This window comes from Pseudomonas sp. NPDC087814 (assembly GCF_044742865.1).
GTDB lineage: Bacteria > Pseudomonadota > Gammaproteobacteria > Pseudomonadales > Pseudomonadaceae > Aquipseudomonas.
On record NZ_JBIUVK010000015.1, the window covers coordinates 76,690 to 99,015 of the forward strand.

Genomic DNA, 22,326 nt, shown 5'->3' on the forward strand with positions numbered 1-22,326 from the left:
CAGTCAAGTTAAACATGGATAGGGGTTTGAGGACTAATCGCAGGGCCGAGTGGTAGGTGTTTCCTACACTAGCTCAAGGAAAGGTATGACGTATGGGGATGACGAAACGTTCAGCGATTGCTGAGGGAAATACGGCTCGAATTTGGGTAGTGCGGCTCAAATTTGGAATGCAGACAAAATGTGGGAGCGGGCTTGCTCGCGAATGCGGCGTGTCAGCCAACACTTCTGGCGACTGATACACCGCATTCGCGAGCAAGCCCGCTCCCACATTGGATCTGTGTGATCGTTAGAGAGGGAGCTGCTCTATTTCTGCGTCCCATCATCATGCTGCAGATTCGCCTGGGTCAGGTTCGCCCCCGCCGGCACACTGCGCGTCAGCCACACATTGCCGCCAATGGTCGAGCCCTTGCCAATCGTAATCCGCCCCAGGATCGTCGCCCCGGCATAGATCACCACATCATCCTCGACAATCGGATGCCGCGGATGGCCTTTCTGCAATTGCCCATCCTCATCCGCTGGGAAACGCTTGGCGCCCAATGTCACGGCCTGGTAGATCCGTACCCGCTCGCCGATGATCGCCGTCTCGCCAATCACCACACCCGTCCCGTGGTCGATAAAGAAGCTCGGGCCGATCTGCGCGCCCGGGTGAATATCAATCCCGGTCGCCGAATGCGCGATTTCCGCGCTGATGCGCGCCAGCAACGGCAAGCCTGCCCGATACAAGTGGTGCGCCAGGCGATGGTGAATCACCGCCAAAATCCCCGGGTAGCACAACAGCACTTCGTCCACGCTGCGCGCCGCCGGGTCGCCGTGGTAGGCGGCGAGCACGTCGGTGTCCAACAGGCTGCGCAAGCCTGGCAACGCCAGGGCGAAATCCTGGATCAGGTGGATGGCATGGGCGTCGACTTCACTGTCATCCTGGCCACCTTGCCGCGCGGCATACCGCAGCTCCAGGCGCGCCTGGGCGAGCAATGCATTCAGCGCCACATCCAGGGTGTGGCCGACGTAGAAGTCTTCACTTTCTTCACGCAGGTCCACCGGCCCCAGACGCATGGGGAACAGAGCACCACACAACGCCTCGAGAATCTGCGCCACGGCTTCCCGTGAAGGCAGCTCGCGCCCGCCCTGCTCGCCGCTGACCCGGCCGTTGCGGGTGCGCCACTGGTCCCGGGCGCTGCGCAGCTGGCTGACGATGGTCTGTAATTGCCAATGACTGGAACGCTCACTCACGGTCTTCACTCCTGACGAAATGCCCATCACTTTACGGCAAGGAACCTGAGCGTCCTTAAGAACCAATAGTGCAATGCTAATAACCCGTCGACATAAGCGATTGGCGGTTGCCGACGCAAAAGTGCCTGCCTATAGTCCCAGCATCTCTGACCACCCGTGCGTAGCCATGATCAAACAACAGCTCGACCGCTTTAACCGTCTGGAACTGCTGGGCGGCGCCACCGCCCTGGAAAAACTCGAGCGGCTGTCGGCCTGGCTGGGGCGTGACGTCTACGTCAAACGCGACGACACCACGCCGCTGGCGATGGGCGGCAACAAGCTGCGCAAACTCGAATACCTCGCCGCCGATGCGCTGGCCCAGGGTGCCGACACCCTGGTGACCGCCGGCGCGATCCAGTCCAACCATGTACGCCAGACCGCTGCGCTGGCCGCCAAGCTGGGCCTGGGCTGCGTTGCCCTGCTGGAAAACCCGACGGGCACCGAAGACCCCAACTACCTGGCCAACGGCAACCGCCTGTTGCTGGAGCTGTTCGACGCCAAGGTCGAGTTGGTGGAGAACCTGGACAACGTCGACGACCAGCTCAACGCCCTCGCCGACCGCCTGCGCAGCAACGGCAAGAAGCCGTACCTGGTGCCCATCGGCGGCTCCAACGCCCTCGGCGCCCTGGGTTACGTGCGCGCCGGGCTGGAGCTGGCCGGGCAGATTGAAGACAGCGGCATCCCGTTCTCCACCGTGGTCCTGGCCTCCGGCAGCGCCGGCACCCACAGCGGCCTGGCCCTGGCGCTGGCCGAAGTGCTGCCCGACCTGCAAGTGATTGGCATCACGGTGTCCCGTACCGACGAAGCCCAGCGCCCCAAGGTGCAGGGCCTGGCCGAACGTACCGCCGAACTGCTCGGCGTGCCGCTGCCGGACGCGTTCAAGGTGATCCTGTGGGACGAGTACTTCGCCCCCCGTTATGGCGAGCCGAGTGCCGGCACGCTGGCGGCGATCAAGCTGGTAGCGAGCCAGGAAGGCCTGCTGCTGGACCCGGTCTACACGGGCAAGGCCATGGCCGGGTTGCTGGATGGCATTGGACGCCAGCGCTTTGAAGAGGGGCCGATCATCTTCCTGCACACGGGTGGCGCACCGGCGTTGTTTGCTTATGATTCGAGCTTTTGATATTCAATAAAGAAATATCAATCTGATTTTATATTATTTTCAAGTCTTAAAAACCGGCTTTATAGTCGCGCCGTAGGCGAGCTTGATGGCGATACGCATGACTGGGCAGATCCAAAACACCGAGTTGATGCAATCGCGGGCAAGCCCGGCTCCCACACACCGCGCTTTTAAGGCAGGATACGACTACCGCGTCACCTGCATCGCTCAACATAAAAAACACAGGGGCTCTTCATGACTATTTCCGTATTCCGTCGCACGTTACTGGTTGGCACATTGGGGCTGGCGCTTGGCGCCGGGTGGCTCGGTCAGGCAGTTGCCGGCGAGCAGTTGGACAACATCAAGAAAGCCGGCGAAATCAAGATTGGCCTGGAAGGCACCTACCCGCCGTTCAGCTTCGTCGACGAAAGCGGCAAGCTCAGCGGTTTCGAGGTCGAGTTGTCTGAAGCGCTGGCCAAGAAGCTGGGCGTCAAGGTCAAGCTGCAAGCCACGCCGTGGGATGGCATCCTCGCCGCCCTGGAATCCAAGCGCCTGGACGCGGTCGTCAACCAGGTGACCATCTCCGATGCGCGCAAGGAAAAGTATGACTTCTCCAAGCCGTATACCGTCTCCGGGATCCAGGCGCTGACCCTGGCGAAAAATGTCGACACCATCAAGACCGCCGACGACCTGGCCGGCAAGAAGATCGGTGTGGGCCTGGGCACCAACTACGAACAATGGCTCAAGGAAAACCAACCGAAAGCCATCGTCAAAACCTATAACGATGACCCAACCAAGTTCCAGGACCTGCGCATCGGCCGTGTCGACGCCATCCTGATCGACCGCCTCGCCGCGCTGGAATACGCCAAGAAAGCCAAGGACACCGCCGCTGCAGGTGCTGCGTTCTCCCGTCAGGAAGCCGGTATTGCCCTGCGCAAAGGCGAGCCTGAACTGCTGGCCGCGGTGAACAAGGCTCTGGACGAACTGCGCGCCGACGGTACCTTGAAGAAGCTGTCCGAGAAGTACTTCAACGCTGACGTTACTCAATAATGGAAGCAGGTTTCCAACTCGCGCTGGACTCCGCGCCCTTTCTGCTCAAGGGCGCGTACTTCACGGTCATCCTTAGCCTCGGCGGGATGTTTTTCGGCTTGCTGCTGGGCTTCGGCCTGGCCTTGATGCGCCTGTCGCGCTTCAAGCTGTTGAGCTGGACCGCCCGCGTCTACGTGTCGTTCTTTCGCGGCACGCCCTTGCTGGTACAGCTGTTCCTGATCTACTACGGCTTGCCGCAAGTGGGCATCGAGCTGGATCCGATCCCGGCGGCCATGATCGGCTTCTCGCTGAACATGGCTGCTTATGCCTGTGAAATCCTGCGTGCCGCCATCGGTTCCATCGAGCGCGGCCAGTGGGAAGCTGCGGCCAGTATCGGCATGACCCGTGCGCAGACCCTGCGCCGGGCCATCCTGCCGCAGGCCATGCGCACGGCCTTGCCGCCGCTGGGCAACAGCTTTATTTCCCTGGTCAAGGACACTGCCCTGGCCGCCACCATCCAGGTGCCGGAGCTGTTCCGCCAGGCGCAATTGGTCTCGGCCCGTACCTTCGAAATTTTCACCATGTATCTGTCCGCCGCCTTGATCTACTGGATTCTTGCCAGCGTCCTGGCGCACGTGCAAAACCGCCTGGAAGCACGAGTCAACCGGCATGACCTGGAGTCTTGAAGCATGATCGTGGTTGAAAAACTGACCAAACAATTCAAGGGTCAGGTGGTGCTTAACGGGATCGACCTTGAGGTCAAGGAAGGCGAAGTCGTCGCCATCATCGGCCCCAGCGGTTCCGGCAAGACCACCTTGCTGCGCTGCCTGAATTTCCTCGAAGAACCCACCAGTGGCCGAATCAAGGTCGGTGACATCGAGATCGACAGCAGCCGCCCGCTCAACCAACAGCAAAGCCTGGTGCGGCGCCTGCGCCAGCACGTGGGTTTTGTGTTCCAGAACTTCAACCTGTTCCCGCACCGCACGGCCCTGGAGAACGTCATCGAAGGCCCGATCGTGGTCAAGAAGATGCCCCGGGCCGCCGCAGATGCCCTGGGCCGCAAGCTATTGGCCAGGGTTGGCCTGGCAGGCAAGGAAGACGCCTACCCACGCCGCCTCTCCGGTGGGCAGCAGCAACGGGTGGCCATTGCCCGGGCCCTGGCGATGGAGCCGGAGGTGATCCTGTTCGATGAGCCGACTTCGGCCCTGGACCCGGAGCTGGTAGGCGAAGTGCTGGCGACCATTCGCAGCCTCGCGGAAGAAAACCGCACCATGGTCATCGTGACCCACGAAATGAGTTTCGCCCGGGATGTGGCCAACCGGGTGATCTTCTTCGACAAGGGCGTCATTGTTGAACAAGGCGAAGCCAAGGCGCTGTTTGCCAACCCGAAAGAAGAACGTACCCGGCAGTTTCTCAGCAAGTTCATCAACAACTAACTTGCGCCGATTCATTGTAAGAAGCTTCGCTTTATAGAGTTGCCGAAAGGCAACTCGCCTCTTTAGTGTTTTTGGGGAAACACCCTTTATTCATTGGGTAAAAGTCACCCTGAAGCACGCACTTGCAGCGCCCTCCCAGTAAGACCCTTCTGAATATTCCATAACCCCCTGTTTGCCCCGCCCAGCCTCTTGACGCCAACTAACCAAGCCTCTTATCTAACGCCCAGAGGATTGGATCCATTCTGGTTTTTTATTAAATCGTTTCTTTCGGACTACGTCGCCTGCCCGCGCCTGATGTCCGGAACGATTGCTGCTGGCTGCACCAAGGAGATTATTTATGAAGCGTATTTCCACCCAGGCGCTGCTCACTGCCCCGACCTTGCCCCAGGCCCATCGAGAAGGCATCAATGCCCTCGCTGCGACAAACCTGCAGGTCGACATCGCGCCTTACTGCGGCATGGACGAGGGCGACCTGATCGAGTTGTTCTGGAACAACTGCTTTGCCGCCTCCCGGCGCATCACCGCCGGCAAGATCGGCATGCCCACCAGCCTGCGAGTGCCGGAGAGCTTTGTGCAAAATGGCCCGGCACGGATTCATTACCGGGTCATGCAGGTCGGCCACGGCCCGGCGCGTTCGGCCATCACCCGGGTGCAGGTCAAGACCGACTACCCCGGCGGCATGCCCTCGGCACTGAGCCTTGATGAAAACCAGAACCTGGCCGCCGTCAGCCTGCCCGAGACCATCCGTCGCCATGGCGTCAACAGCAGCCAGATCCGCCGTGGCGTGCCCCTGACCATCGAGCCGTACCTGAACATGGCGACCGATGACGAGATCACCCTGCGCTGGGGTGACGTGCGCCTGGACCTGCCGAGCATCCAGGCCGACGATGTGGGCAAGGCGGTGCAGGTGTGGGTGCCGTCGGCCATCATTGTCGAGGCCGGGGACGACCATCGCCTCGAAGTGACCTACTGCATTCTCGACCGGGTCGGCAACAATTCAAGCTGGGCGCCAGCCCGCATCCTGCGCATCGCCGCGCTCGCTCCCCAGGCCCCGACCAGCCCCGCCAGGGCCCCGCTGGCCTACCAACCCCGTCGCCCCGGCTCGCCCTGTGAACCGGGGTGACAGACCTTCTATGCATATTCCTAAAAGTTAGTTTATTAAAAAATTTAACACGCTTAGGGTATATGCACCGGACCACCGGACATTCCTGATTTTTTTATCTTTTCAACGGATGTGAGGTAGGTATGGTCAAAATTACCCCGGTGCGTAACGCCAGGGCATTGCGTGCAGCCAAGGAGCGGCGCTGATGTCTAACTTGGCACAAACACCCCCCCAGAGTGATCTGGACGTTGCCCCGCTGTTGTTGCCCGCCAAAGTGCTGCGCAACGACGCCGAGGCCCTGAGCGCCGCCCACGAGCTGGCACAGGCCGCGCGCCTGCAAGCGGCCAGGCGCGATCAGCAACGCAAACTGCCCTGGGCTGAAATCGAACACTTCACCCGCAGCGGCCTGGGCAGTATTTCCATTCCCCGTGAGTACGGCGGCCCGCAGGTGTCCTTCGTGACCCTGGCCGAGGTGTTCGCGATCATCAGCGCGGCCGACCCGGCGCTGGGGCAAATCCCGCAGAACCATTTCGGCATCCTGCACGTGCTGCAAGGTGCGGCCAGCGAGCGCCAGAAAAAGCAGCTGTTTCAGAGCGTGCTGGACGGCTGGCGCATCGGCAACGGCGGCCCGGAACGCGGTACCAAAAACACCCTGGACCTCAAGTCACGCATCACAGCCGAAGGTGACGGCTACGTCGTCAGTGGCCAGAAGTTCTACTCCACTGGCGCGCTGTTCGCCCATTGGGTGGCGGTCAAGGCCTTGAACGATGACGGCAAAGTCGTCATGGCGTTCGTGCGCCGTGGCACCGAAGGCCTGCGCATCGTCGATGACTGGTCCGGCTTTGGCCAACGCACCACCGCCAGCGGCACAGTGCTGCTGGATCAAGTGGCGGTGGACGCCGAACTGGTGGTGGAAACCTGGCGACTCGGCGAAACACCGAGCATCCAGGGCGCAGTCTCGCAATTGATCCAGGCGGCCATCGACGCCGGCATCGCCCGTGGCGCGATCGACGACACCATCAGCTTTGTACGCGAACGCTCGCGGCCATGGATCGACGCCAAGGTCGAACGGGCCAGCGATGACCTGTATGTGATCGCCGATATCGGCAAGCTGAAGATCGAACTGCACGCCGCTGAAGCCCTGCTGCGCAAGGCCGGCCAGGTACTGGACCAAGTCAGCGCCGCACCGATCACCGCGCAGTCCGCCGCACGCGCGTCGATTGCCGTGGCCGAAGCCAAGGTGCTGACCACCGAGATTTCCCTGCTCGCCAGCGAAAAGCTGTTCGAGCTGGCCGGCAGCCGCGCGACCCTCGCCGAATTCAACCTCGACCGCCACTGGCGCAACGCCCGGGTGCACACCCTGCACGACCCGGTCCGCTGGAAGTACCACGCGGTGGGCGCTTACCACCTCAACGGCACTTTACCTGCCCGACATTCCTGGATTTAACCGACCAGACCTCTGGAGAATACGCATGACCCTTTCTCATCACGTCGCGGTTATTACCAGCGATGAACAAGCCCTCATTGTCGCCAGCGACCTGGCCGAAGACTTCCGCCGCGACAGCGCCTTGCGTGACCGTGAACGCCGCCTGCCCTTGCCTGAGCTGGACGTGTTTTCCCGCTCCGGCCTGTGGGGCATCAGCGTACCCAAGGAGTTCGGCGGTGCCGGCGTTTCCAACGTCACCCTGGCCAAGGTCACGGCACTGATTGCCCAGGCGGATGCGTCCCTGGGGCAGATCCCGCAAAACCATTTTTATGCCCTCGAAGTGCTGCGGGTGAACGGCAGCCCGGCGCAGCAAAAACGCCTGTACGCCGAAGTGCTCGCCGGCCAGCGCTTCGGCAATGCCCTGGCAGAACTGGGCACCAGGACCGCCCACGACCGCATCACCAAGATCACCCGCGACGGTGACGGTTTCCGTATCACCGGCCGCAAGTTCTACTCGACCGGCGCGATCTACGCCCAACGTATTCCCACGTCCGTGGTGGACGAAAACGGTGTGCAGCAACTGGCCTTTGTCACCCGTGACAGCGAGGGCCTGAGCGTGATCGACGACTGGAGCGGCTTCGGCCAGCGCACCACCGGCAGCGGTTCGGTGGTGTTCGATAACGTGTGGGTCGCGGCCCAGGACGTGATCCCGTTCCAGAGTGCCTTCGAACGCCCGACCACTGTCGGCCCGCTGGCGCAGATCCTTCACGCCGCCATCGACACCGGCATTGCCCGTGCTGCCTATGAGGATGCCCTGCACTTCGTGCGCACCAAGACCCGGCCGTGGATCGATGCCACCAGCGACAAGGCCACCGAAGATCCGCTGACCCTGAAAAGCTTCGGCCACTTGAGCATCCGCCTGCACGCCACCGAAGCCCTGCTGGAACGCTCAGGCGAATTCCTCGACCGCGCCCAGGCCGACAGCAATGCCGACACCGTCGCGGCCGCATCCATCGCGGTCGCCGAAGTGCGCGCCCTCAGCACCGAGATTTCCCTGGCGGCCGGCAGCACCCTGTTCGAACTCGCCGGCAGCCAGGCGACCCTCGCCGAACACGGCCTGGACCGCCACTGGCGCAACGCCCGGGTGCACACCCTGCACGACCCGGTGCGCTGGAAGTACCACGCTGTGGGCAATTACTACCTCAACGATGAAAACCCGCCACTGCGGGGGACTATCTGATGACGAAGAAAAAGATCCTGCTCAATGCCTTCAACATGAACTGCATCGGGCACATCAACCACGGCCTGTGGACCCATCCACGGGACAACTCGACCCAGTACAAAACCATCGAGTACTGGACCGAACTGGCGCAGTTGCTGGAACGCGGACTGTTCGACGGGCTGTTCATCGCCGACATCGTCGGCGTGTATGACGTCTACCAGAACTCGGTGGACGTGCCGCTCAAGGAAGCGATCCAGCTGCCGGTCAACGACCCGTTGCTGCTGGTCTCGGCCATGGCGGCGGTGACCAAAAACCTTGGCTTCGGCCTGACCGCCAACCTCACCTACGAACCGCCGTATCTGTTCGCCCGGCGCATGTCGACCCTCGACCACCTGAGCCGTGGCCGGGTGGGCTGGAACATCGTCACCGGCTACCTCGACAGCGCCGCCAAGGCCATGGGCCTGACCGAGCAGGTCGAGCACGACCGGCGCTACGACCAGGCCGACGAATACCTGGAGGTGCTCTACAAACTCTGGGAAGGCAGCTGGGAAAACGACGCGGTGATCAACGATCCGCAGGCGCGGGTGTATGCCCAGCCGGAAAAAGTGCACAAGGTCGAGCACAAGGGCGAGTTCTATCAGGTGGAGGGTTATCACCTGTGCGAGCCGTCGCCGCAACGCACGCCGGTGCTGTTCCAGGCGGGCAGCTCCGACCGTGGACTGCTGTTTGCCGGGCGCCACGCCGAGTGCGTGTTCATCAGCGGGCAGAACAAGGCCTCGACCAAGATCCAGGTGGACAAGGTGCGCGCCAGCGCCGTGGAAGCCGGGCGCAACCCGGACGATATCAAGGTGTTCATGGGCCTGAACGTGATTGTCGGCGCCACCGAAGAAGCTGCGTGGGCCAAGCACGCCGAGTACCTGAGCTACGCCAGTGCGGAAGCCGGCGTGGCGCATTTCTCGGCATCCACGGCGATTGATTTTTCACAGTACGAAATCGACGAACCGATCCAGTACGTGAAGAGCAACGCCATCCAGTCCGCGACCAAGAACCTGCAGAACAATGACTGGACCCGGCGCAAGTTGCTTGAGCAGCACGCCCTGGGCGGGCGCTACATCACCCTGGTGGGTTCGCCGGCACAGGTGGCGGATGAACTTGAGTCATGGATCAGCGAAACCGGCCTGGATGGCTTCAACCTGACGCGCATCGTCACCCCGGAAAGCTACGTCGACTTCATCGAACTGGTGGTGCCGGAGCTGCAGCGCCGGGGCTCGTACAAGACCGCGTATGAGACCGGGACGTTGCGGGAGAAAGTCTTCCACCACTCGGCGCACCTGCCTGAACAACATACCGGCTCCACCTACCGCCACTGAACCAAAATGTGGGAGCTGGCTTGCCTGCGATTGCGGAGTGTCTGTTGAAGAAATGTCGCTGACCCACCGCTATCGCAGGCAAGCCCGCTCCCACAGTTGACCGAGTTGTTTGCACTCACACCTTATGACTGGAAATCCACTATGAAAAAAACATTGCTCAGCCACCCAGTCAAAGCACTGGCTCTCGCCCTCGGATTGTTCAGCTCGGCGGTATTCGCCGCTGACGCACCGTTGAAAGTCGGCACCACCGCGGCCTTCGCCATTCCCCTGGAGGCCGCCGCCTCCGAGGCCGGCAAACAGGGTTTGAAAGTCGAACTGGTGGAATTCACCGACTGGATCGCACCCAACGTCAGCCTGGCAGCCGGCGATATCGACGTGAACTACTTCCAGCACATCCCGTTTTTGGAAAACGCCAAGGCCGCTGCAGGCTTTGACCTGGTGCCGTACGCGCCGGGCATCATCAATAACGTCGGGCTGTATTCGAAGAAGTACAAAAGCATCAACGACCTGCCCCAGGGCGCCAGCGTGGCGATTGCCAACGACCCGATCAACAGTGGTCGCGGCCTGCAACTGCTGGCCAAGGCCGGCTTGATCACGCTCAAGCCGGGCGTAGGCTACAAGGCCACTGAAGAAGACATCGTCACCAACCCGAAGAAGATCAAGATCCTGCAAGTCGAAGCCGTGCAACTGGTGCGCGCTTATGACGACGCCGACCTGGTGCAGGGCTACCCGGCGTATATCCGCCTGTCCAAGACCTTCGATGCCGAGTCGGCGCTGCTGTTCGACGGCCTCGACCACCCGGAATACGTGATCCAGTTCGTGGTCCAGCCCAAGAGCAAAACCGACCCGCGGGTGATCAAGTTCGTCGACATCTACCAGCACTCGCCGGTGGTGCGCGCCGCGTTGGATAAATCCCTTGGCAAGCTCTACCAAGTGGGCTGGGAAGATAAAAAATGACCGCCGCCCACTCTCAACTGCGCGACCTGGGCCTGCCGCCCAGGGACGCCGAGCAGACAGAACTGCACCCGGACCTGAATCGCGCGCACGTGCGCTTTATCAACCTGGGCAAGACCTATGACGGCCAATCCGTGCCCGCCCTGCAAGGCATCGACCTGGCGATCCAGCGCGGCGAAGTCTTCGGCATCATCGGCCGCAGCGGCGCCGGCAAGTCGTCGCTGATCCGCACCATCAACCGCCTGGAACAACCGAGCAGCGGCCGGGTATTGATTGACCAGGTGGACATCGGCGACTTCGACGAAGACCGCCTGGTCGCCCTGCGCCGACGCATCGGCATGATCTTCCAGCACTTCAACCTGATGTCGGCCAAGACTGTGTGGCAGAACGTCGAACTGCCGTTGAAAGTCGCAGGCGTGCCCAAGGAGCAGCGCGAGAAGAAGGTGCGTGAACTGCTGGAATTGGTCGGTTTGCAGGATAAGCACCAGGCTTACCCGGCCCAGCTGTCCGGCGGGCAGAAACAGCGGGTGGGCATCGCCCGCTCACTGGTGCATGACCCACAGATTCTGTTGTGCGACGAAGCCACTTCGGCGCTCGACCCTGAGACCACGCAATCCATCCTCGGCCTGCTGCGGGAGATCAACAAACGCCTGGGCTTGACCATCGTGCTGATCACCCACGAAATGGCCGTGATTCGCGAAATCTGCGACCGCGTGGTGGTGCTGGAACACGGCCATGTGGTCGAGCAAGGTCCGGTGTGGGAAGTGTTCGGCAACCCGCAGCATGAGGTCAGTAAAACCCTGCTGGCGCCGCTGCAACATGGCCTGCCTGAAGAGTTGCAAAGCCGCCTGCAGGCCAATCCGACCTCAAAGGACGCCGCCGTGGTGCTGCGCTTGCAACTGACTGGCAGTGCCGAAGACGAACCTGATCTTGCTGCGTTGTTCAGCGCCCTCGGCGGGCGCGTGCGCTTGCTGCAAGGCGGTGTGGAACGCATCCAGGGCCACGCCTTGGGGCAATTGCTGCTGGCGGTGAGCGGCTCGTCCCTGACCGCCGAAGAACTGCGCAGCCGCGCCGGGCGCTGGGCACAACAGGTGGAGGTGCTGGGCTATGTGGTTTGATCGTTTATTGCAGGGCGCCATCGACACACTGTTGATGGTCGGAGTGTCGTCGTTGATTGCATTGCTGGTGGGGATTCCGCTGGCGGTGTTCCTGGTGACCAGCGACAAGGGCGGCATCTATCAGGCGCCTGCCTTGAATCGGGTGCTGGGGGCGTTCGTTAACCTGTTCCGCTCGATCCCGTTTTTGATTTTGATGGTGGCGCTGATTCCGTTCACCCGGTTGATCGTCGGCACCACCTATGGCGTGTGGGCGGCGGTGGTGCCGTTGACCATCGCGGCCACGCCGTTCTTTGCGCGGATCGCCGAAGTCAGCTTGCGCGAAGTCGACCACGGCTTGATCGAGGCGGCGCAGGCCATGGGTTGCCGGCGCTGGCATATCGTCTGGCATGTGCTGCTGCCGGAGGCGCTGCCGGGGATTGTCGGCGGGTTCACGATTACCCTGGTGACGATGATCAACTCCTCGGCCATGGCCGGGGCAATTGGCGCCGGTGGGCTGGGGGATATTGCCTATCGCTATGGCTATCAGCGTTTTGACACGCAGATCATGCTCACCGTGATTGTGCTGCTGGTGATCCTGGTAGCCGTGATTCAGTTGGGCGGCGATCGGTTGGCCAGGGTTCTGAACAAGAGGTGAGGTATAGTCGGGCCATCTCAGCGCCCGGTATAACCTGCCATGAAACTTGCCCCCGACGACCTCGACCAGATCACCTCCACCACCCTTGGCCACTACAACAAAGTGGCCGAGGATTTTCGTGAAGGCACCCGCGATCACGATGTGAGCCAGAACATTGATGCGTTGCTGCGGCATATCCAGGGCGACGCACCGTTTACCGTGCTGGACTTCGGCTGCGGGCCGGGGCGGGATTTGCAGACGTTTACCCGCATGGGCCACATCGCGGTGGGGCTCGATGGTTCGGAGCGCTTTGCACAGATGGCCCGGGAAGACAGCGGCTGTGAAGTGCTGCAACAGGACTTCCTGAAGCTGGATTTGCCGGCCGGCCGTTTCGACGGGATCTTCGCCAATGCGGTGCTGTTTCATATTCCCAAGCAGGAACTGCCGCGCATTCTTGGGCAGTTGCATGGGGCGTTGAAGGTCGGTGGAGTGTTGTTCAGCTCAAACCCTCGGGGTGAAAACCAGGAGGGCTGGAATGGGCCGCGGTATGGCTCGTATCACGACTTGCAGGCCTGGCAGGAATTGCTGACGGCTGCGGGGTTTATGGAGTTGGAGCATTACTACCGGCCAGCGGGATTGCCTCGGGAACAACAGCCGTGGCTGGCGAGTGTGTGGCGCAAGCTGTAGGTCTTTGTTGTTTGGGCTTACGCCTTCGCGAGCAAGCCCGCTCCCACATTTTGGAATGCATTCCCCTGTGGGAGCGGGCTTGCTCGCGAAGGACTCACAGCCGCCACTCATCCACCTGATACACCACAGTCTGGGCGCCAGGTACAAAAGCCGTAATACGCCCCTCAGCAAAATTCGCCACCAACCGCGTCCCATCGGCAAACGTGGTCTGCTGCACCTGTTTATCTTCGGTCAGCCAGCGAAAATCGGTCATCGCCTGAGTCGCCAACCGCTCATGCAGCGGCCGAAAGAACGCGTCCTGGCGCTGAATCACCGGCAAGCGCTGCTTCACCGTCGCCGCACTCAGGTGATACAGCGGCGGCACGTTGTAGAGCAGTTGCGTCAGCTCGTTTTCGGCCCGCACGTTGCTCAGTTTCAGGCTGTCGAACAGCCAATGGTGGGTGGTGATCACCGAGCCATGGAACACCGCCTGATACAGCGGCAGGCGCATCGTCGGGTCAAAGTAGACCGTGCGAAACGGCTCTTTCAACGGCACCGACTTGAAGAACACCGCCGGCTGTTCCGGCGGGTACCAAGCCCCGACGTAATACGGCGACTGCCTGTCCTTGGTGATCTCCCGATCACCCCAGCCCAGCACCGGCGTTTGCATGCCGTGGGCAAACAGGATGCCTCGGGCGGTGATCGCGTTGCCGTCCTCGGAACCTGCCGGCAACTTCAGCGCCGTATTGATCCAGCGGGCCGCATCGATATTGCCTTCGGCGTTTTGTGCCTGGGTCATGCTCGCACCCGTGCGATAGCTGTCGAACAACATGCTGGTGGCATAGGCGTCGAGGAACCAGGCGTTGAACCCGGACTTGGCCTGCACCGCCTTGATCCGCGCCTCCAGCAACGGCCGCACGCAGCGCGGGTCGGTGTAGTGGCCGGACTTCTGGAAGCCTGTCTTGAGTTGGCCGCCCTTCAACACGATCGCGCACTCGCCATAGGCCTTGCTGCCCAGGTGCGCGGTGGTCCAGTCGGGATTTTCAGTGGCCGACAGTGCCGTTTCATAAGAGTCGTAGGGCGCCATCAGGTAACCGGCGTCGACCCCGGCCTTCACCGCTTCAGGATGCCAGAGCCCACCTTCCCAGCCCTCCCCCTGGGTCACCAAGAGACGTTTGAGGCCGGCGCCCTTCAATGCATTGGTGACCGACAACGTATTGCCCCAGGTCTCGGGCGTTGTGCTCAAGGCACCGGCAAAGGCCACGGCCAACTCACGACGCAGCGCACCATAGCCATCAGCGAGTTGGGTCATATTCGGTTCGGTGGAGGGCTGCCAGCCCTGCCGGGCCTTTGTGTTGATCGCCGCATTCAGGCCGCGCAGCAGGACAGCCTGCTCATACGGTTGCTTGACCTGTCGAACCTGCGCAGCCTCTTTGTCCAGCAAGCCATTCAACTCCGCCGCCAAGCCTTTGCCACTGCGCAGCAGTTTGAGCAACTGCTGCCAGTCCCGCACATCACCCAAGCTCAGCAGGTCATCGCCCCACAGGTAGATATGGCTGGCGCCCAGCAGCTTTTCCGCTTCCGGGGTTTGCCGCAACTTGTCCGCCAACGGTTCAAACAGCCCCTGCTCCACCAGCCACTGGTGATAACGCTTGGCGCCGGCCAGCGGGTCGCTTTCGCCCAGGTGCAACAGCACGGTCATCGGCGCCGCTGGGTCCAGTGTGGTGAACTCATGGGAGGCGGACAACGCCAGTCCTTTGCCGTCGGCCTGCCAGTGCAGACGGTTGTTGTAAGGATTGGTCATCAGCCAGTTGAGGGTAAACGCGCCGTGATCCACGCCCCACAGCGGCAAGCTGAGGTCCTGGGTGGTGTTGACGTCGCCCTGTTCCAGCAGGAAGTCCTGCCACACACCATTGCCCGCCGGCACGTAATGCCCTTCGGCCAGGGGCCAGATCAGGCCCTTGCCCATGGCGCTGGCGGGTTGGCGCAGGATCGCCAACTCACCGGCATCACGGGCGGTAATCGTCAGGGCAAGATCCCGTTGCTCGAGGGTGGCGCTCAGGCGATAGGCGCCATCGTCCCATTGCCAACTGGCCTGACGGGTGCTTTGGGAGAGCTGGTTGACCCTGTGCGCAGGGCCTCCGCTTGAAGCCTGCACGGCGGTCTTGTCGCTGGGGAAAACGTGGATCGCAAGGGTCGCCGGGTCGATCTCAACCCGCCACAGGGCGTTCTCCAGCACCGTGCCGGCAAGGGCCACGGGCGACAGTAACAAGCTACAAACCAGCAGGAAACAACGCATGGGGCAGGCCTTGGCAAAGGATCAGGCCCGGAGGGTAAAACAATTGATCGGGTGCGAAGGGCAAAAAAATGTTTCAGGGAACATTCCCACGTCCGTGTAGGAATGTCACCGCTGTGGCCGTCAGGCTTGTTCTTTCTTCGGCTCGCGAATCTTGTACCAGGCCACGTACAGCGCCGGCAGGAACAGCAGCGTCAGCAAGGTGGCGATGATGATCCCGCCGATCATCGCGTAGGCCATCGGGCCCCAGAACACTTCACGGGCGATAGGGATCATGCCCAGGCTGGCCGCTGCTGCGGTCAGCAGGATCGGCCGGCGCCGGTGTTCGGTAGCTTCCACCACCGCGTCCCACGGCGTGTAGCCGTCGCGCTCGTAGGCGTCGATCTGCGTCACCAGGATCACCGAGTTACGGATGATGATGCCGATCAGCGCAAGGATCCCGAGAATCGCCACAAAGCCCATGGGCGTGCCCGTGGGAATCAGCGCCAACACCACGCCAATCAGCCCCAGCGGCGCCACGCTGGCCACCAGGAACATCTTCTGCACGCTGTGCAGCTGGATCATCAGGAAGGTCGCCATCAGGAACAACATCAACGGCACCACCTTGGCAATCGGGCCCTGGGCCTTGCCGCTTTCTTCCACGGTGCCGCCGGTGGCGACCTTGTAGCCCACCGGCAACCCAGCACTGAACTTGTCGATGTCCGGCTTGAGCTGTTTCACCAGGTCGGTCGGCTGCATGTCGTCGCGCACCGCCGCCTTGATGGTGATGGTCGGCTTGCGGTCGCGACGCCACACCAACGGCTGTTCCAGCTCATAGCGCACGGTGGCAAACGCCAGCAGCGGAATCGAGGTGCCGTTGGGCGTGACGATCTGCAGGTTCTGCAAGGTTTCCGGCGTACCGCGTTCGGCATCTTCGGCGCGGCCGACCACGTTGATCAGGTAGATATCGTCATGCACCTGGGTCACCGACGCACCGCTGACCACGCTGTTCATCAACTGCGCCACGTCTTCCGACGACAGCCCCAGTTGCCGCGCCTTGTCCTGGGCGATGTCCACCCGCAGGACTTTGCCAGGCTCGTTCCAGTCGTAGATGATCTCGCCCATGTGGGTATTTTTATCGAGCATGGTCGCCAGTTCGATCGCGTGTTTGCGCACCTGGTCGATGTCCTTGCCAGACACCCGGTACTGGATCGGACGCCCCACCGGCGGGCCCATTTCCAGTGGCTGCACGAAGCTGCCCACGCCGACAAAATCTTCCCGCAGGCGTTTTTGCAGGCGCGCAATCAAGGCGCCGCGCTCTTCCAGGCCCTTGCTGACGATCACCAGTTGCGCGTAGTACGGGTTCTCCAGTTGCTGGTCCAGCGGCAGGTAGAAACGGATCGCGCCCTGGCCGATATAGGTGCTCCAGCGGGCGATGTCCGGGTCGTCCTTGATGATCGCCTCAAGACGGTCGACGGCCTTGCGGGTCTCGTTGATCGAGGCGTTTTGCGGCAGGTTGAGGTCGACGAGAATTTCCGGACGGTCCGAGGACGGGAAAAACTGGTTCTGCACAAACTGCATGGAAAACACCGACGCTACAAACAGCAGCACCGTGATGCCAATGGCCCACCAGCGGTTACGCATCGCCCACAGCATGCCGCCATTGAACGCCCGGCCCACACGGCCCGGCTCGGCATTGTGGGGTTTTACCTTGCTGCTGAGGATATGCACCCCGAGCACCGGCGCGAACAATACCGCGACCACCCACGACACCAGCATTGCCACGGCAATCACCGCGAACAGCGTGAAGGTGTACTCCCCCGCCGAACTGGCGTTGAGGCCAATCGGCACAAACCCGGCGACGGTCACCAGCGTGCCGGTCAACATCGGGAATGCCGTGGAGGTGTAGGCGAACGTCGCCGCCTGCTCCTTGGTCTCGCCTTTTTCCAGGCGCGTGATCATCATCTCCACGGTGATCATCGCGTCGTCCACCAACAGGCCGAGGGCGATGATCAACGCGCCCAGCGACACCCGCTGCATGGTGATGCCGCTGTATTCCATGAACACGAACACCAGCGCCAGCACCAGCGGGATCGAGCACGCCACCACCAACCCGGCACGCACGCCGAGGCTGATAAAGCTCACCACCAGCACGATGATCACCGCCTCGAACAACGCGCTGGTAAAGCCGCCGACGGCCTCCTCCACCACTTCGGCCTGGTCGGAAACCTTGTGCACGCCCACACCCACTGGCAGGTCGGCGGTCAGGTCGTCCATGCGTTTGTGCAGGGCCTTGCCGAAATCCTGGATGTTGCCGCCCTTCTGCATGGCGATGGCCAAGCCGATGGCGGGCTTGCCGTTGAAGCGGAACATCGGCGTCGACGGGTCGACATAGCCACGGGTGATTTCCGCCACGTCGGCCAGCCGATAGAAACGGTCATTGAGCCGCAGGTTGACGTTGGCCAGGTCCTTCTCCGAGGCGAACTGCCCGGAGGTGCGCACCGAAATCCGCTCCGGCCCGGCCTCGATCACCCCAGCCGGGGTCACCGCGTTCTGCGATTGCAGGCTCTGCACCACCTGGCGCTGATCGATCCCCAACGCTGCGAGTTTGCGGGTGGAGAAATTCAGGTAAATCACTTCGTCCTGCTGGCCGATCATCTCGACCTTGCCCAGCCCCGGTACCGAACGAATTTCGGCGCGCACCTGCTCCACGTAATCGCGCAGCTGGCGCATCGACAGGCCGTCGGCGGTAAACGCGTACACCGAGCCGAACACATCCCCGAACTCGTCGTTGAACGCCGGCCCCTGCAAGCCTTGGGGGAAGCTGCCGCGAATATCGTCGATCTTCTTGCGGACCTGGTACCAGATCTGCGGGATGTCCTTGGCGCTGGTGGTGTCCCGCAGGAACACGAACACCGTGGACTCGCCGGGCCGGGTGTAGCTCTTCACGTAGTCGAGGGAGTCCAGCTCTTCGAGTTTTTTCTCGATGCGGTCGGTGACCTGCTTCAGGGTTTCTTCCTGGGTCGCGCCTGGCCAACGGGTCTGGATCACCATGGTCTTGATGGTGAACGACGGATCTTCCTCGCGGCCGAGGTTCATGTATGAGAACACGCCCATCAGCAGCGCTACGAACATCAGGTACCAGACGAAGGACTGATGCTTGAGGGCCCAGTCGGATAAGTTGAAGCTCCCTTTCATCGCGGGCTGTCCTCGTCGATTTTGACTTTTTGCCCGGGCTTCAGGCTGTTCACGCCGGCACTCACCACCCGCTCGCCGGGTTTGACGCCGGCGTTGAGCAAGGCGCTGTCGGCGTCGCGGCTGACGATGGTGACGTCTCGGGGTTGTACGGTCTGGCTTTGGGTGTCGATCACCCAGATGCGGGTCTTGCCGTCGGCTTCCTGCAAAGCGCTGAGGGGCAGTTCGATACGCGGAGCGATGGCTGAGCTCAAGGTCACGCTGATAGCGGTGCCGAGGCGAAACGCGGGCGGCGTTTCCGCCAGGGTCAGGCGGGCGCGACGGGTGCGGGTGGCACTTTGGGCCTGGGGTTCGATCTCGCGCACGGTGGCGGTGGTGCTGATGTTCGGGTCCATTTGCCCGGCGACCAGGAACACCACATCCGGCGGCAGGCGTTCGGCGAGGCCGGCGGGCAAGTCGATGACGGCTTCCTTGATGTCCGGTCGTGCCAGGGTCACCACTTGCTGCCCGGCGCTGACCACCTGGCCGGCCTCGGCATTCCAGGCGGTGACGATGCCTGCATGGTCGGTACGCAGTTCGGCGTAGTTGAGCTGGTCCTTGGCCTGGTTGACCGAGGCCCTGGCCTGATCCAGGGAAGCCTGGGTGGTTTTCAAGTCGGTCTGGGCGATGTCCAGTTGGGCCTGGGCGCCGACGCCACGGCTGAACAGTTCCTGCTGGCGGCGAGCATTGGCCTGGGCGTTGATCCACTGTGCCTGGACCCGGGCCAGGTCGCCCTGGGCGGCGCGCAACTGGTTCTGTTGATCGGTGGGGTCGAGCACGGCGAGCAACGCGCCCTGCTGCACTTCAGCGCCCACGTCGACCGCGCGCCGGGCGATACGGCCTGGCACACGGAAACCGAGATTGCTTTCGTAGCGGGCCTGGATCGTGCCGGCGAAGCGGCCGAGGTTTTCCTGGTCCTCGGCTTTCACTTCAATCGACAGCACCGGGCGCACCGGTTCCGGCGCCGGTTCTTCCTTGGAACACGCCATCAACAGCAGGCTGGCGGCGAGAACACACGTCATCTGCTTCATGGCTGCACTCCCTGGGCCTGGGCCTGATCCGGCGGCTGGGCGATTTCCACGATCATGCCGGGGTGCAGCAATTGCCCGCCGGCCACCACGACTTTTTCGCCGCCCTTGAGGCCGTCGCTGATGATCACCTTGCCGGTCAGGTAACGCGCGACCGTGACCTTGTGCAGTTGCGCCTTGCCGTCGTCGTCCACCAGCCAGACAGCAGGCGCGCTGATGTCTTTGGTCAAGGCTGCCCACGGCAATTCGATGCTGGCCTTGGCCGGCCCGTTGGCCGTGGCGCTGACCACCGAGCCCAGTTGCATGCCCTTGGGCAGTGCGTCGAGGGCGATTTTGACTTGCACCGTGCCGGTATTGGCGGCAACGGCCGGGGTGACTTCGCGCACCTTGCCCACGGCGGTGATCTGCGGATTTTCCAGCAGGCTGACGGTAATCGGTTTGTCCGGCGGCGGCTCCACCAGCAGCGATTCATAGACGTTGAACACCGCGTCGCGCTCGCCATCCCGGGCCAGGCTGAAAATCGGCACGGTGGCCTGCACCACCTGGCCCACCTCGGCCTGGCGGGCGGTGATGATGCCCGGCGCGTCGGCGACCAGCGAGTTGTAGCCCAACTGCTCACGGGCATTGGCCAACTGCGCCTGGGCGGCAGTCAGTGCGCTTTGACTGCTGCGCAACGCGGCCTGGGCGGAGTCGTATTCACTGCGGCTGGTGTAGCCCTTGGGCAAGAGTTTTTCCTGGCGCACAAACGCGGCGGCAGTCTGTTTGACCCGCGCCTGTTCGGCGACCACCTGGGCCTGGGCGGAGTCGACGTTGGTCTGCAAATCCTTCGGGTCGAGCTTGGCCAGCACTTGCTTGGCGCTGACGCGGTCGCCGACATCCACCATGCGCTGGATGATCTTGCCGCCGACGCGAAACGATAGATCGGTCTGCACCCGCGCCTGGATATCGCCGGTCAAGGTCACGGCGGCGGCAAAGTCGGTGGACTTCACCGTCTGCACAAACACCCGGGAATGTTCCTTGGGTTCGGCTTTTTCCTGGCCGCAACCGCTCAGCAGCGCCAGCAGGCCAAGGCCGAGGATAAATGTGAGTTTGGGACCGCCCATGCAGGCTCCTTTTGCGTGATGCCGACGTGCCAGTGTCTATGCGACTGTGAGCTTAGAACAGGGTTCCTTATCTGCATGGAGAATCCCATACTCCAGGGGTTCCCAAACCGATAATTTTTCTCATGCTCAAGACCCTCGCGGTGGCCAATTACCGCTCGATCAACAAATTGGTGGTGCCGCTGGATCGGTTGAACCTGATTACCGGCCCCAATGGCAGCGGCAAGTCCAACCTGTACCGCGCCCTGCGGCTGCTGGCGGAGACGGCCCAGGGCGGCGTGATCAACGCACTGGCCCGCGAGGGTGGGCTGGATTCAACCTTCTGGGCCGGGCCGGAAAGCATCAGCCGGCGCATGCTCAGTGGTGAAGTGGCGGTGGAGCCCATCGTGCGCCAGGGCGCCAAGCGCTTGCGCTTGGGGTTTGCCGCAGAGGATTTCAGCTATGCGATTTCCCTGGGGTTGCCCGAGAAGACCTTGTCCTATTTTTCCCTGGACCCGGAGATCAAGAAAGAATGCATCTGGGCCGGGCATGTATTTCGCCCGGCGAGCCTGCTGGTGCAGCGCTCCGGCCCGATGGTACGTGCCCGCGATGGCCGCGCCTGGGATGTACTGGCCCAGCACACGCCGAACTACCACAGCCTGTTCGATCAGGTCGGCAGCCTGCGGGGTTCGCCGGAGGTATTGCTGCTGCGCGAAAGCATTCGCGGCTGGCGCTTTTATGATCATTTTCGCAGCGACGTCGACGCCCCGGTGCGCCAGCCGCAACTGGGCACGCGTACGCCGGTGCTGCATCACGATGGGCGGGACTTGGCGGCGGCGTTGCAGACCATCCGCGAGATCGGCGACCCCGAGGCGTTGCAGCGGGCGATCAGCGATGCGTTTCCCGGCGCACGGTTGAATATCGAGCCGTTGCAGGGCGGACGCTTTGCCATCGAGTTTTATCAGGAAGGATTGCTGCGGCCGTTATCGGCGGCGGAGCTGTCTGACGGGACCTTGCGCTACTTGCTGCTGGTGGCGGCGCTGCTGACGCCGAGGCCACCGACGATGATGGTATTGAACGAACCGGAAACCAGCTTGCACCCGGATCTTTTGCCGGCGTTGGCGCGGCTGATCATTCAGGTGTCGCAGCAGTGTCAGGTGTGGGTGGTGTCCCATGCCAGCCGCTTGATTGCGGCGTTGCAGCAGGATGAAGGGTGTAATTCGATCGTGCTGGAGAAGGTGATGGGGCAGACGCAGGTGGTGGGGCAGCGGGTGCTGGATGAGCCGGCGTGGCATTGGCCCAGCTGATGATCGTTCCCACGCTCTGCGTGGGAACGCATCACGGGACGCTCCGCGTCCCAGCAGCAGACGCGGAGCGTCCAAGGCGGCATTCCCACGCGGAGCGTGGGA

At 62.3% G+C, this 22,326-nt stretch carries 18 protein-coding genes; 13 read left to right on the forward strand and 5 right to left on the reverse strand.

Annotation, left to right across the window (positions count from 1 at the left end):
- Window positions 1-303: 303 nt before the first annotated feature.
- The gene (gene epsC, locus ACIOMR_RS14350) at window positions 304-1,230 is read right to left on the reverse strand and encodes a serine O-acetyltransferase EpsC (RefSeq protein ID WP_003211862.1); all 927 of its coding nucleotides are present in this window, start codon (window positions 1,228-1,230) and stop codon (window positions 304-306) included.
- 166 nt (window positions 1,231-1,396) lie between these two features.
- Between epsC and ACIOMR_RS14355 the strand changes: the two genes are divergently transcribed.
- From ACIOMR_RS14355 to ACIOMR_RS14410, 12 genes are all read left to right on the forward strand, one after another.
- Window positions 1,397-2,389 carry a D-cysteine desulfhydrase gene (locus tag ACIOMR_RS14355; protein WP_003211860.1) on the forward strand — a complete coding sequence of 331 codons (993 nt, stop codon included), beginning with the start codon at window positions 1,397-1,399 and terminating at the stop codon, window positions 2,387-2,389.
- A 231-nt stretch (window positions 2,390-2,620) separates the two neighbouring features.
- Window positions 2,621-3,415 carry a cystine ABC transporter substrate-binding protein gene (gene tcyJ / locus ACIOMR_RS14360; RefSeq protein ID WP_003211859.1) on the forward strand — a complete coding sequence of 265 codons (795 nt, stop codon included), beginning with the start codon at window positions 2,621-2,623 and terminating at the stop codon, window positions 3,413-3,415.
- A complete protein-coding gene (gene tcyL / locus ACIOMR_RS14365; RefSeq protein WP_003211857.1) occupies window positions 3,415-4,080 on the forward strand; it encodes a cystine ABC transporter permease in 666 nt (221 codons plus the stop codon). The genes tcyJ and tcyL overlap by 1 nt, the downstream gene beginning before the upstream one ends.
- A 3-nt stretch (window positions 4,081-4,083) precedes the next feature.
- Window positions 4,084-4,830 (forward strand): L-cystine ABC transporter ATP-binding protein TcyN, encoded by a 747-nt coding sequence (tcyN, locus tag ACIOMR_RS14370; protein ID WP_134325540.1) that lies wholly within the window; start codon window positions 4,084-4,086, stop codon window positions 4,828-4,830.
- A gap of 337 nt (window positions 4,831-5,167) precedes the next feature.
- Window positions 5,168-5,953: a hypothetical protein gene (locus tag ACIOMR_RS14375; RefSeq protein WP_177021886.1), complete on the forward strand. Its 786-nt coding sequence runs from the start codon at window positions 5,168-5,170 to the stop codon at window positions 5,951-5,953.
- Window positions 5,954-6,137: 184 nt separating this feature from the next.
- Window positions 6,138-7,379, forward strand: coding sequence for an SfnB family sulfur acquisition oxidoreductase (locus ACIOMR_RS14380; protein ID WP_401194795.1), 1,242 nt, complete (start codon window positions 6,138-6,140; stop codon window positions 7,377-7,379).
- A gap of 25 nt (window positions 7,380-7,404) precedes the next feature.
- Window positions 7,405-8,598, forward strand: coding sequence for an SfnB family sulfur acquisition oxidoreductase (locus tag ACIOMR_RS14385; protein WP_401194798.1), 1,194 nt, complete (start codon window positions 7,405-7,407; stop codon window positions 8,596-8,598).
- Window positions 8,598-9,950 carry an LLM class flavin-dependent oxidoreductase gene (locus ACIOMR_RS14390; protein WP_177021885.1) on the forward strand — a complete coding sequence of 451 codons (1,353 nt, stop codon included), beginning with the start codon at window positions 8,598-8,600 and terminating at the stop codon, window positions 9,948-9,950. The genes ACIOMR_RS14385 and ACIOMR_RS14390 overlap by 1 nt, the downstream gene beginning before the upstream one ends.
- Before the next feature lie 141 nt (window positions 9,951-10,091).
- Window positions 10,092-10,907 (forward strand): MetQ/NlpA family ABC transporter substrate-binding protein, encoded by an 816-nt coding sequence (locus ACIOMR_RS14395; RefSeq protein ID WP_177045593.1) that lies wholly within the window; start codon window positions 10,092-10,094, stop codon window positions 10,905-10,907.
- On the forward strand, window positions 10,904-12,022 hold the full coding sequence (locus tag ACIOMR_RS14400; protein ID WP_102367883.1) for a methionine ABC transporter ATP-binding protein: 1,119 nt from the start codon (window positions 10,904-10,906) through the stop codon (window positions 12,020-12,022). Before ACIOMR_RS14395 ends, ACIOMR_RS14400 begins: the two co-directional genes overlap by 4 nt.
- Window positions 12,012-12,656, forward strand: a complete 645-nt coding sequence (locus tag ACIOMR_RS14405; protein ID WP_003211840.1) for a methionine ABC transporter permease — start codon at window positions 12,012-12,014, stop codon at window positions 12,654-12,656. The genes ACIOMR_RS14400 and ACIOMR_RS14405 overlap by 11 nt, the downstream gene beginning before the upstream one ends.
- A 39-nt stretch (window positions 12,657-12,695) precedes the next feature.
- Window positions 12,696-13,322 carry a bifunctional 2-polyprenyl-6-hydroxyphenol methylase/3-demethylubiquinol 3-O-methyltransferase UbiG gene (locus ACIOMR_RS14410; RefSeq protein WP_008435824.1) on the forward strand — a complete coding sequence of 209 codons (627 nt, stop codon included), beginning with the start codon at window positions 12,696-12,698 and terminating at the stop codon, window positions 13,320-13,322.
- Window positions 13,323-13,416: 94 nt separating this feature from the next.
- Here the strand turns inward: ACIOMR_RS14410 and ACIOMR_RS14415 are convergent, their stop codons facing one another.
- The 4 genes from ACIOMR_RS14415 to ACIOMR_RS14430 form a co-directional block, all read right to left on the reverse strand.
- Window positions 13,417-15,600 (reverse strand): glycoside hydrolase, encoded by a 2,184-nt coding sequence (locus ACIOMR_RS14415; RefSeq protein ID WP_401194804.1) that lies wholly within the window; start codon window positions 15,598-15,600, stop codon window positions 13,417-13,419.
- A gap of 120 nt (window positions 15,601-15,720) precedes the next feature.
- Window positions 15,721-18,774, reverse strand: coding sequence for an efflux RND transporter permease subunit (locus ACIOMR_RS14420; RefSeq protein ID WP_087692737.1), 3,054 nt, complete (start codon window positions 18,772-18,774; stop codon window positions 15,721-15,723).
- Window positions 18,771-19,841, reverse strand: a complete 1,071-nt coding sequence (locus ACIOMR_RS14425) for an efflux RND transporter periplasmic adaptor subunit (protein WP_401194807.1) — start codon at window positions 19,839-19,841, stop codon at window positions 18,771-18,773. Before ACIOMR_RS14425 ends, ACIOMR_RS14420 begins: the two co-directional genes overlap by 4 nt.
- Window positions 19,838-20,941, reverse strand: a complete 1,104-nt coding sequence (locus ACIOMR_RS14430; protein WP_401194810.1) for an efflux RND transporter periplasmic adaptor subunit — start codon at window positions 20,939-20,941, stop codon at window positions 19,838-19,840. Before ACIOMR_RS14430 ends, ACIOMR_RS14425 begins: the two co-directional genes overlap by 4 nt.
- Before the next feature lie 122 nt (window positions 20,942-21,063).
- Between ACIOMR_RS14430 and ACIOMR_RS14435 the strand changes: the two genes are divergently transcribed.
- Window positions 21,064-22,224: an AAA family ATPase gene (locus tag ACIOMR_RS14435; protein ID WP_177028464.1), complete on the forward strand. Its 1,161-nt coding sequence runs from the start codon at window positions 21,064-21,066 to the stop codon at window positions 22,222-22,224.
- Window positions 22,225-22,326: the final 102 nt, after the last annotated feature.

Coding starts and splice junctions, on each gene's coding strand:
- ACIOMR_RS14400 (WP_102367883.1), top strand. CDS start 10,904: ATGACCGCCGCCCACTCTCAACTGCGCGACCTGGGCCTGCCGCCCAGG.
- tcyL (WP_003211857.1), top strand. CDS start 3,415: ATGGAAGCAGGTTTCCAACTCGCGCTGGACTCCGCGCCCTTTCTGCTC.
- tcyJ (WP_003211859.1), top strand. CDS start 2,621: ATGACTATTTCCGTATTCCGTCGCACGTTACTGGTTGGCACATTGGGG.
- ACIOMR_RS14385 (WP_401194798.1), top strand. CDS start 7,405: ATGACCCTTTCTCATCACGTCGCGGTTATTACCAGCGATGAACAAGCC.
- ACIOMR_RS14420 (WP_087692737.1), bottom strand. CDS start 18,774: ATGAAAGGGAGCTTCAACTTATCCGACTGGGCCCTCAAGCATCAGTCC.
- ACIOMR_RS14410 (WP_008435824.1), top strand. CDS start 12,696: ATGAAACTTGCCCCCGACGACCTCGACCAGATCACCTCCACCACCCTT.
- ACIOMR_RS14380 (WP_401194795.1), top strand. CDS start 6,138: ATGTCTAACTTGGCACAAACACCCCCCCAGAGTGATCTGGACGTTGCC.
- ACIOMR_RS14395 (WP_177045593.1), top strand. CDS start 10,092: ATGAAAAAAACATTGCTCAGCCACCCAGTCAAAGCACTGGCTCTCGCC.
- ACIOMR_RS14435 (WP_177028464.1), top strand. CDS start 21,064: ATGCTCAAGACCCTCGCGGTGGCCAATTACCGCTCGATCAACAAATTG.
- ACIOMR_RS14375 (WP_177021886.1), top strand. CDS start 5,168: ATGAAGCGTATTTCCACCCAGGCGCTGCTCACTGCCCCGACCTTGCCC.
- ACIOMR_RS14390 (WP_177021885.1), top strand. CDS start 8,598: ATGACGAAGAAAAAGATCCTGCTCAATGCCTTCAACATGAACTGCATC.
- ACIOMR_RS14425 (WP_401194807.1), bottom strand. CDS start 19,841: ATGAAGCAGATGACGTGTGTTCTCGCCGCCAGCCTGCTGTTGATGGCG.
- ACIOMR_RS14405 (WP_003211840.1), top strand. CDS start 12,012: ATGTGGTTTGATCGTTTATTGCAGGGCGCCATCGACACACTGTTGATG.
- ACIOMR_RS14415 (WP_401194804.1), bottom strand. CDS start 15,600: ATGCGTTGTTTCCTGCTGGTTTGTAGCTTGTTACTGTCGCCCGTGGCC.
- ACIOMR_RS14430 (WP_401194810.1), bottom strand. CDS start 20,941: ATGGGCGGTCCCAAACTCACATTTATCCTCGGCCTTGGCCTGCTGGCG.
- ACIOMR_RS14355 (WP_003211860.1), top strand. CDS start 1,397: ATGATCAAACAACAGCTCGACCGCTTTAACCGTCTGGAACTGCTGGGC.
- tcyN (WP_134325540.1), top strand. CDS start 4,084: ATGATCGTGGTTGAAAAACTGACCAAACAATTCAAGGGTCAGGTGGTG.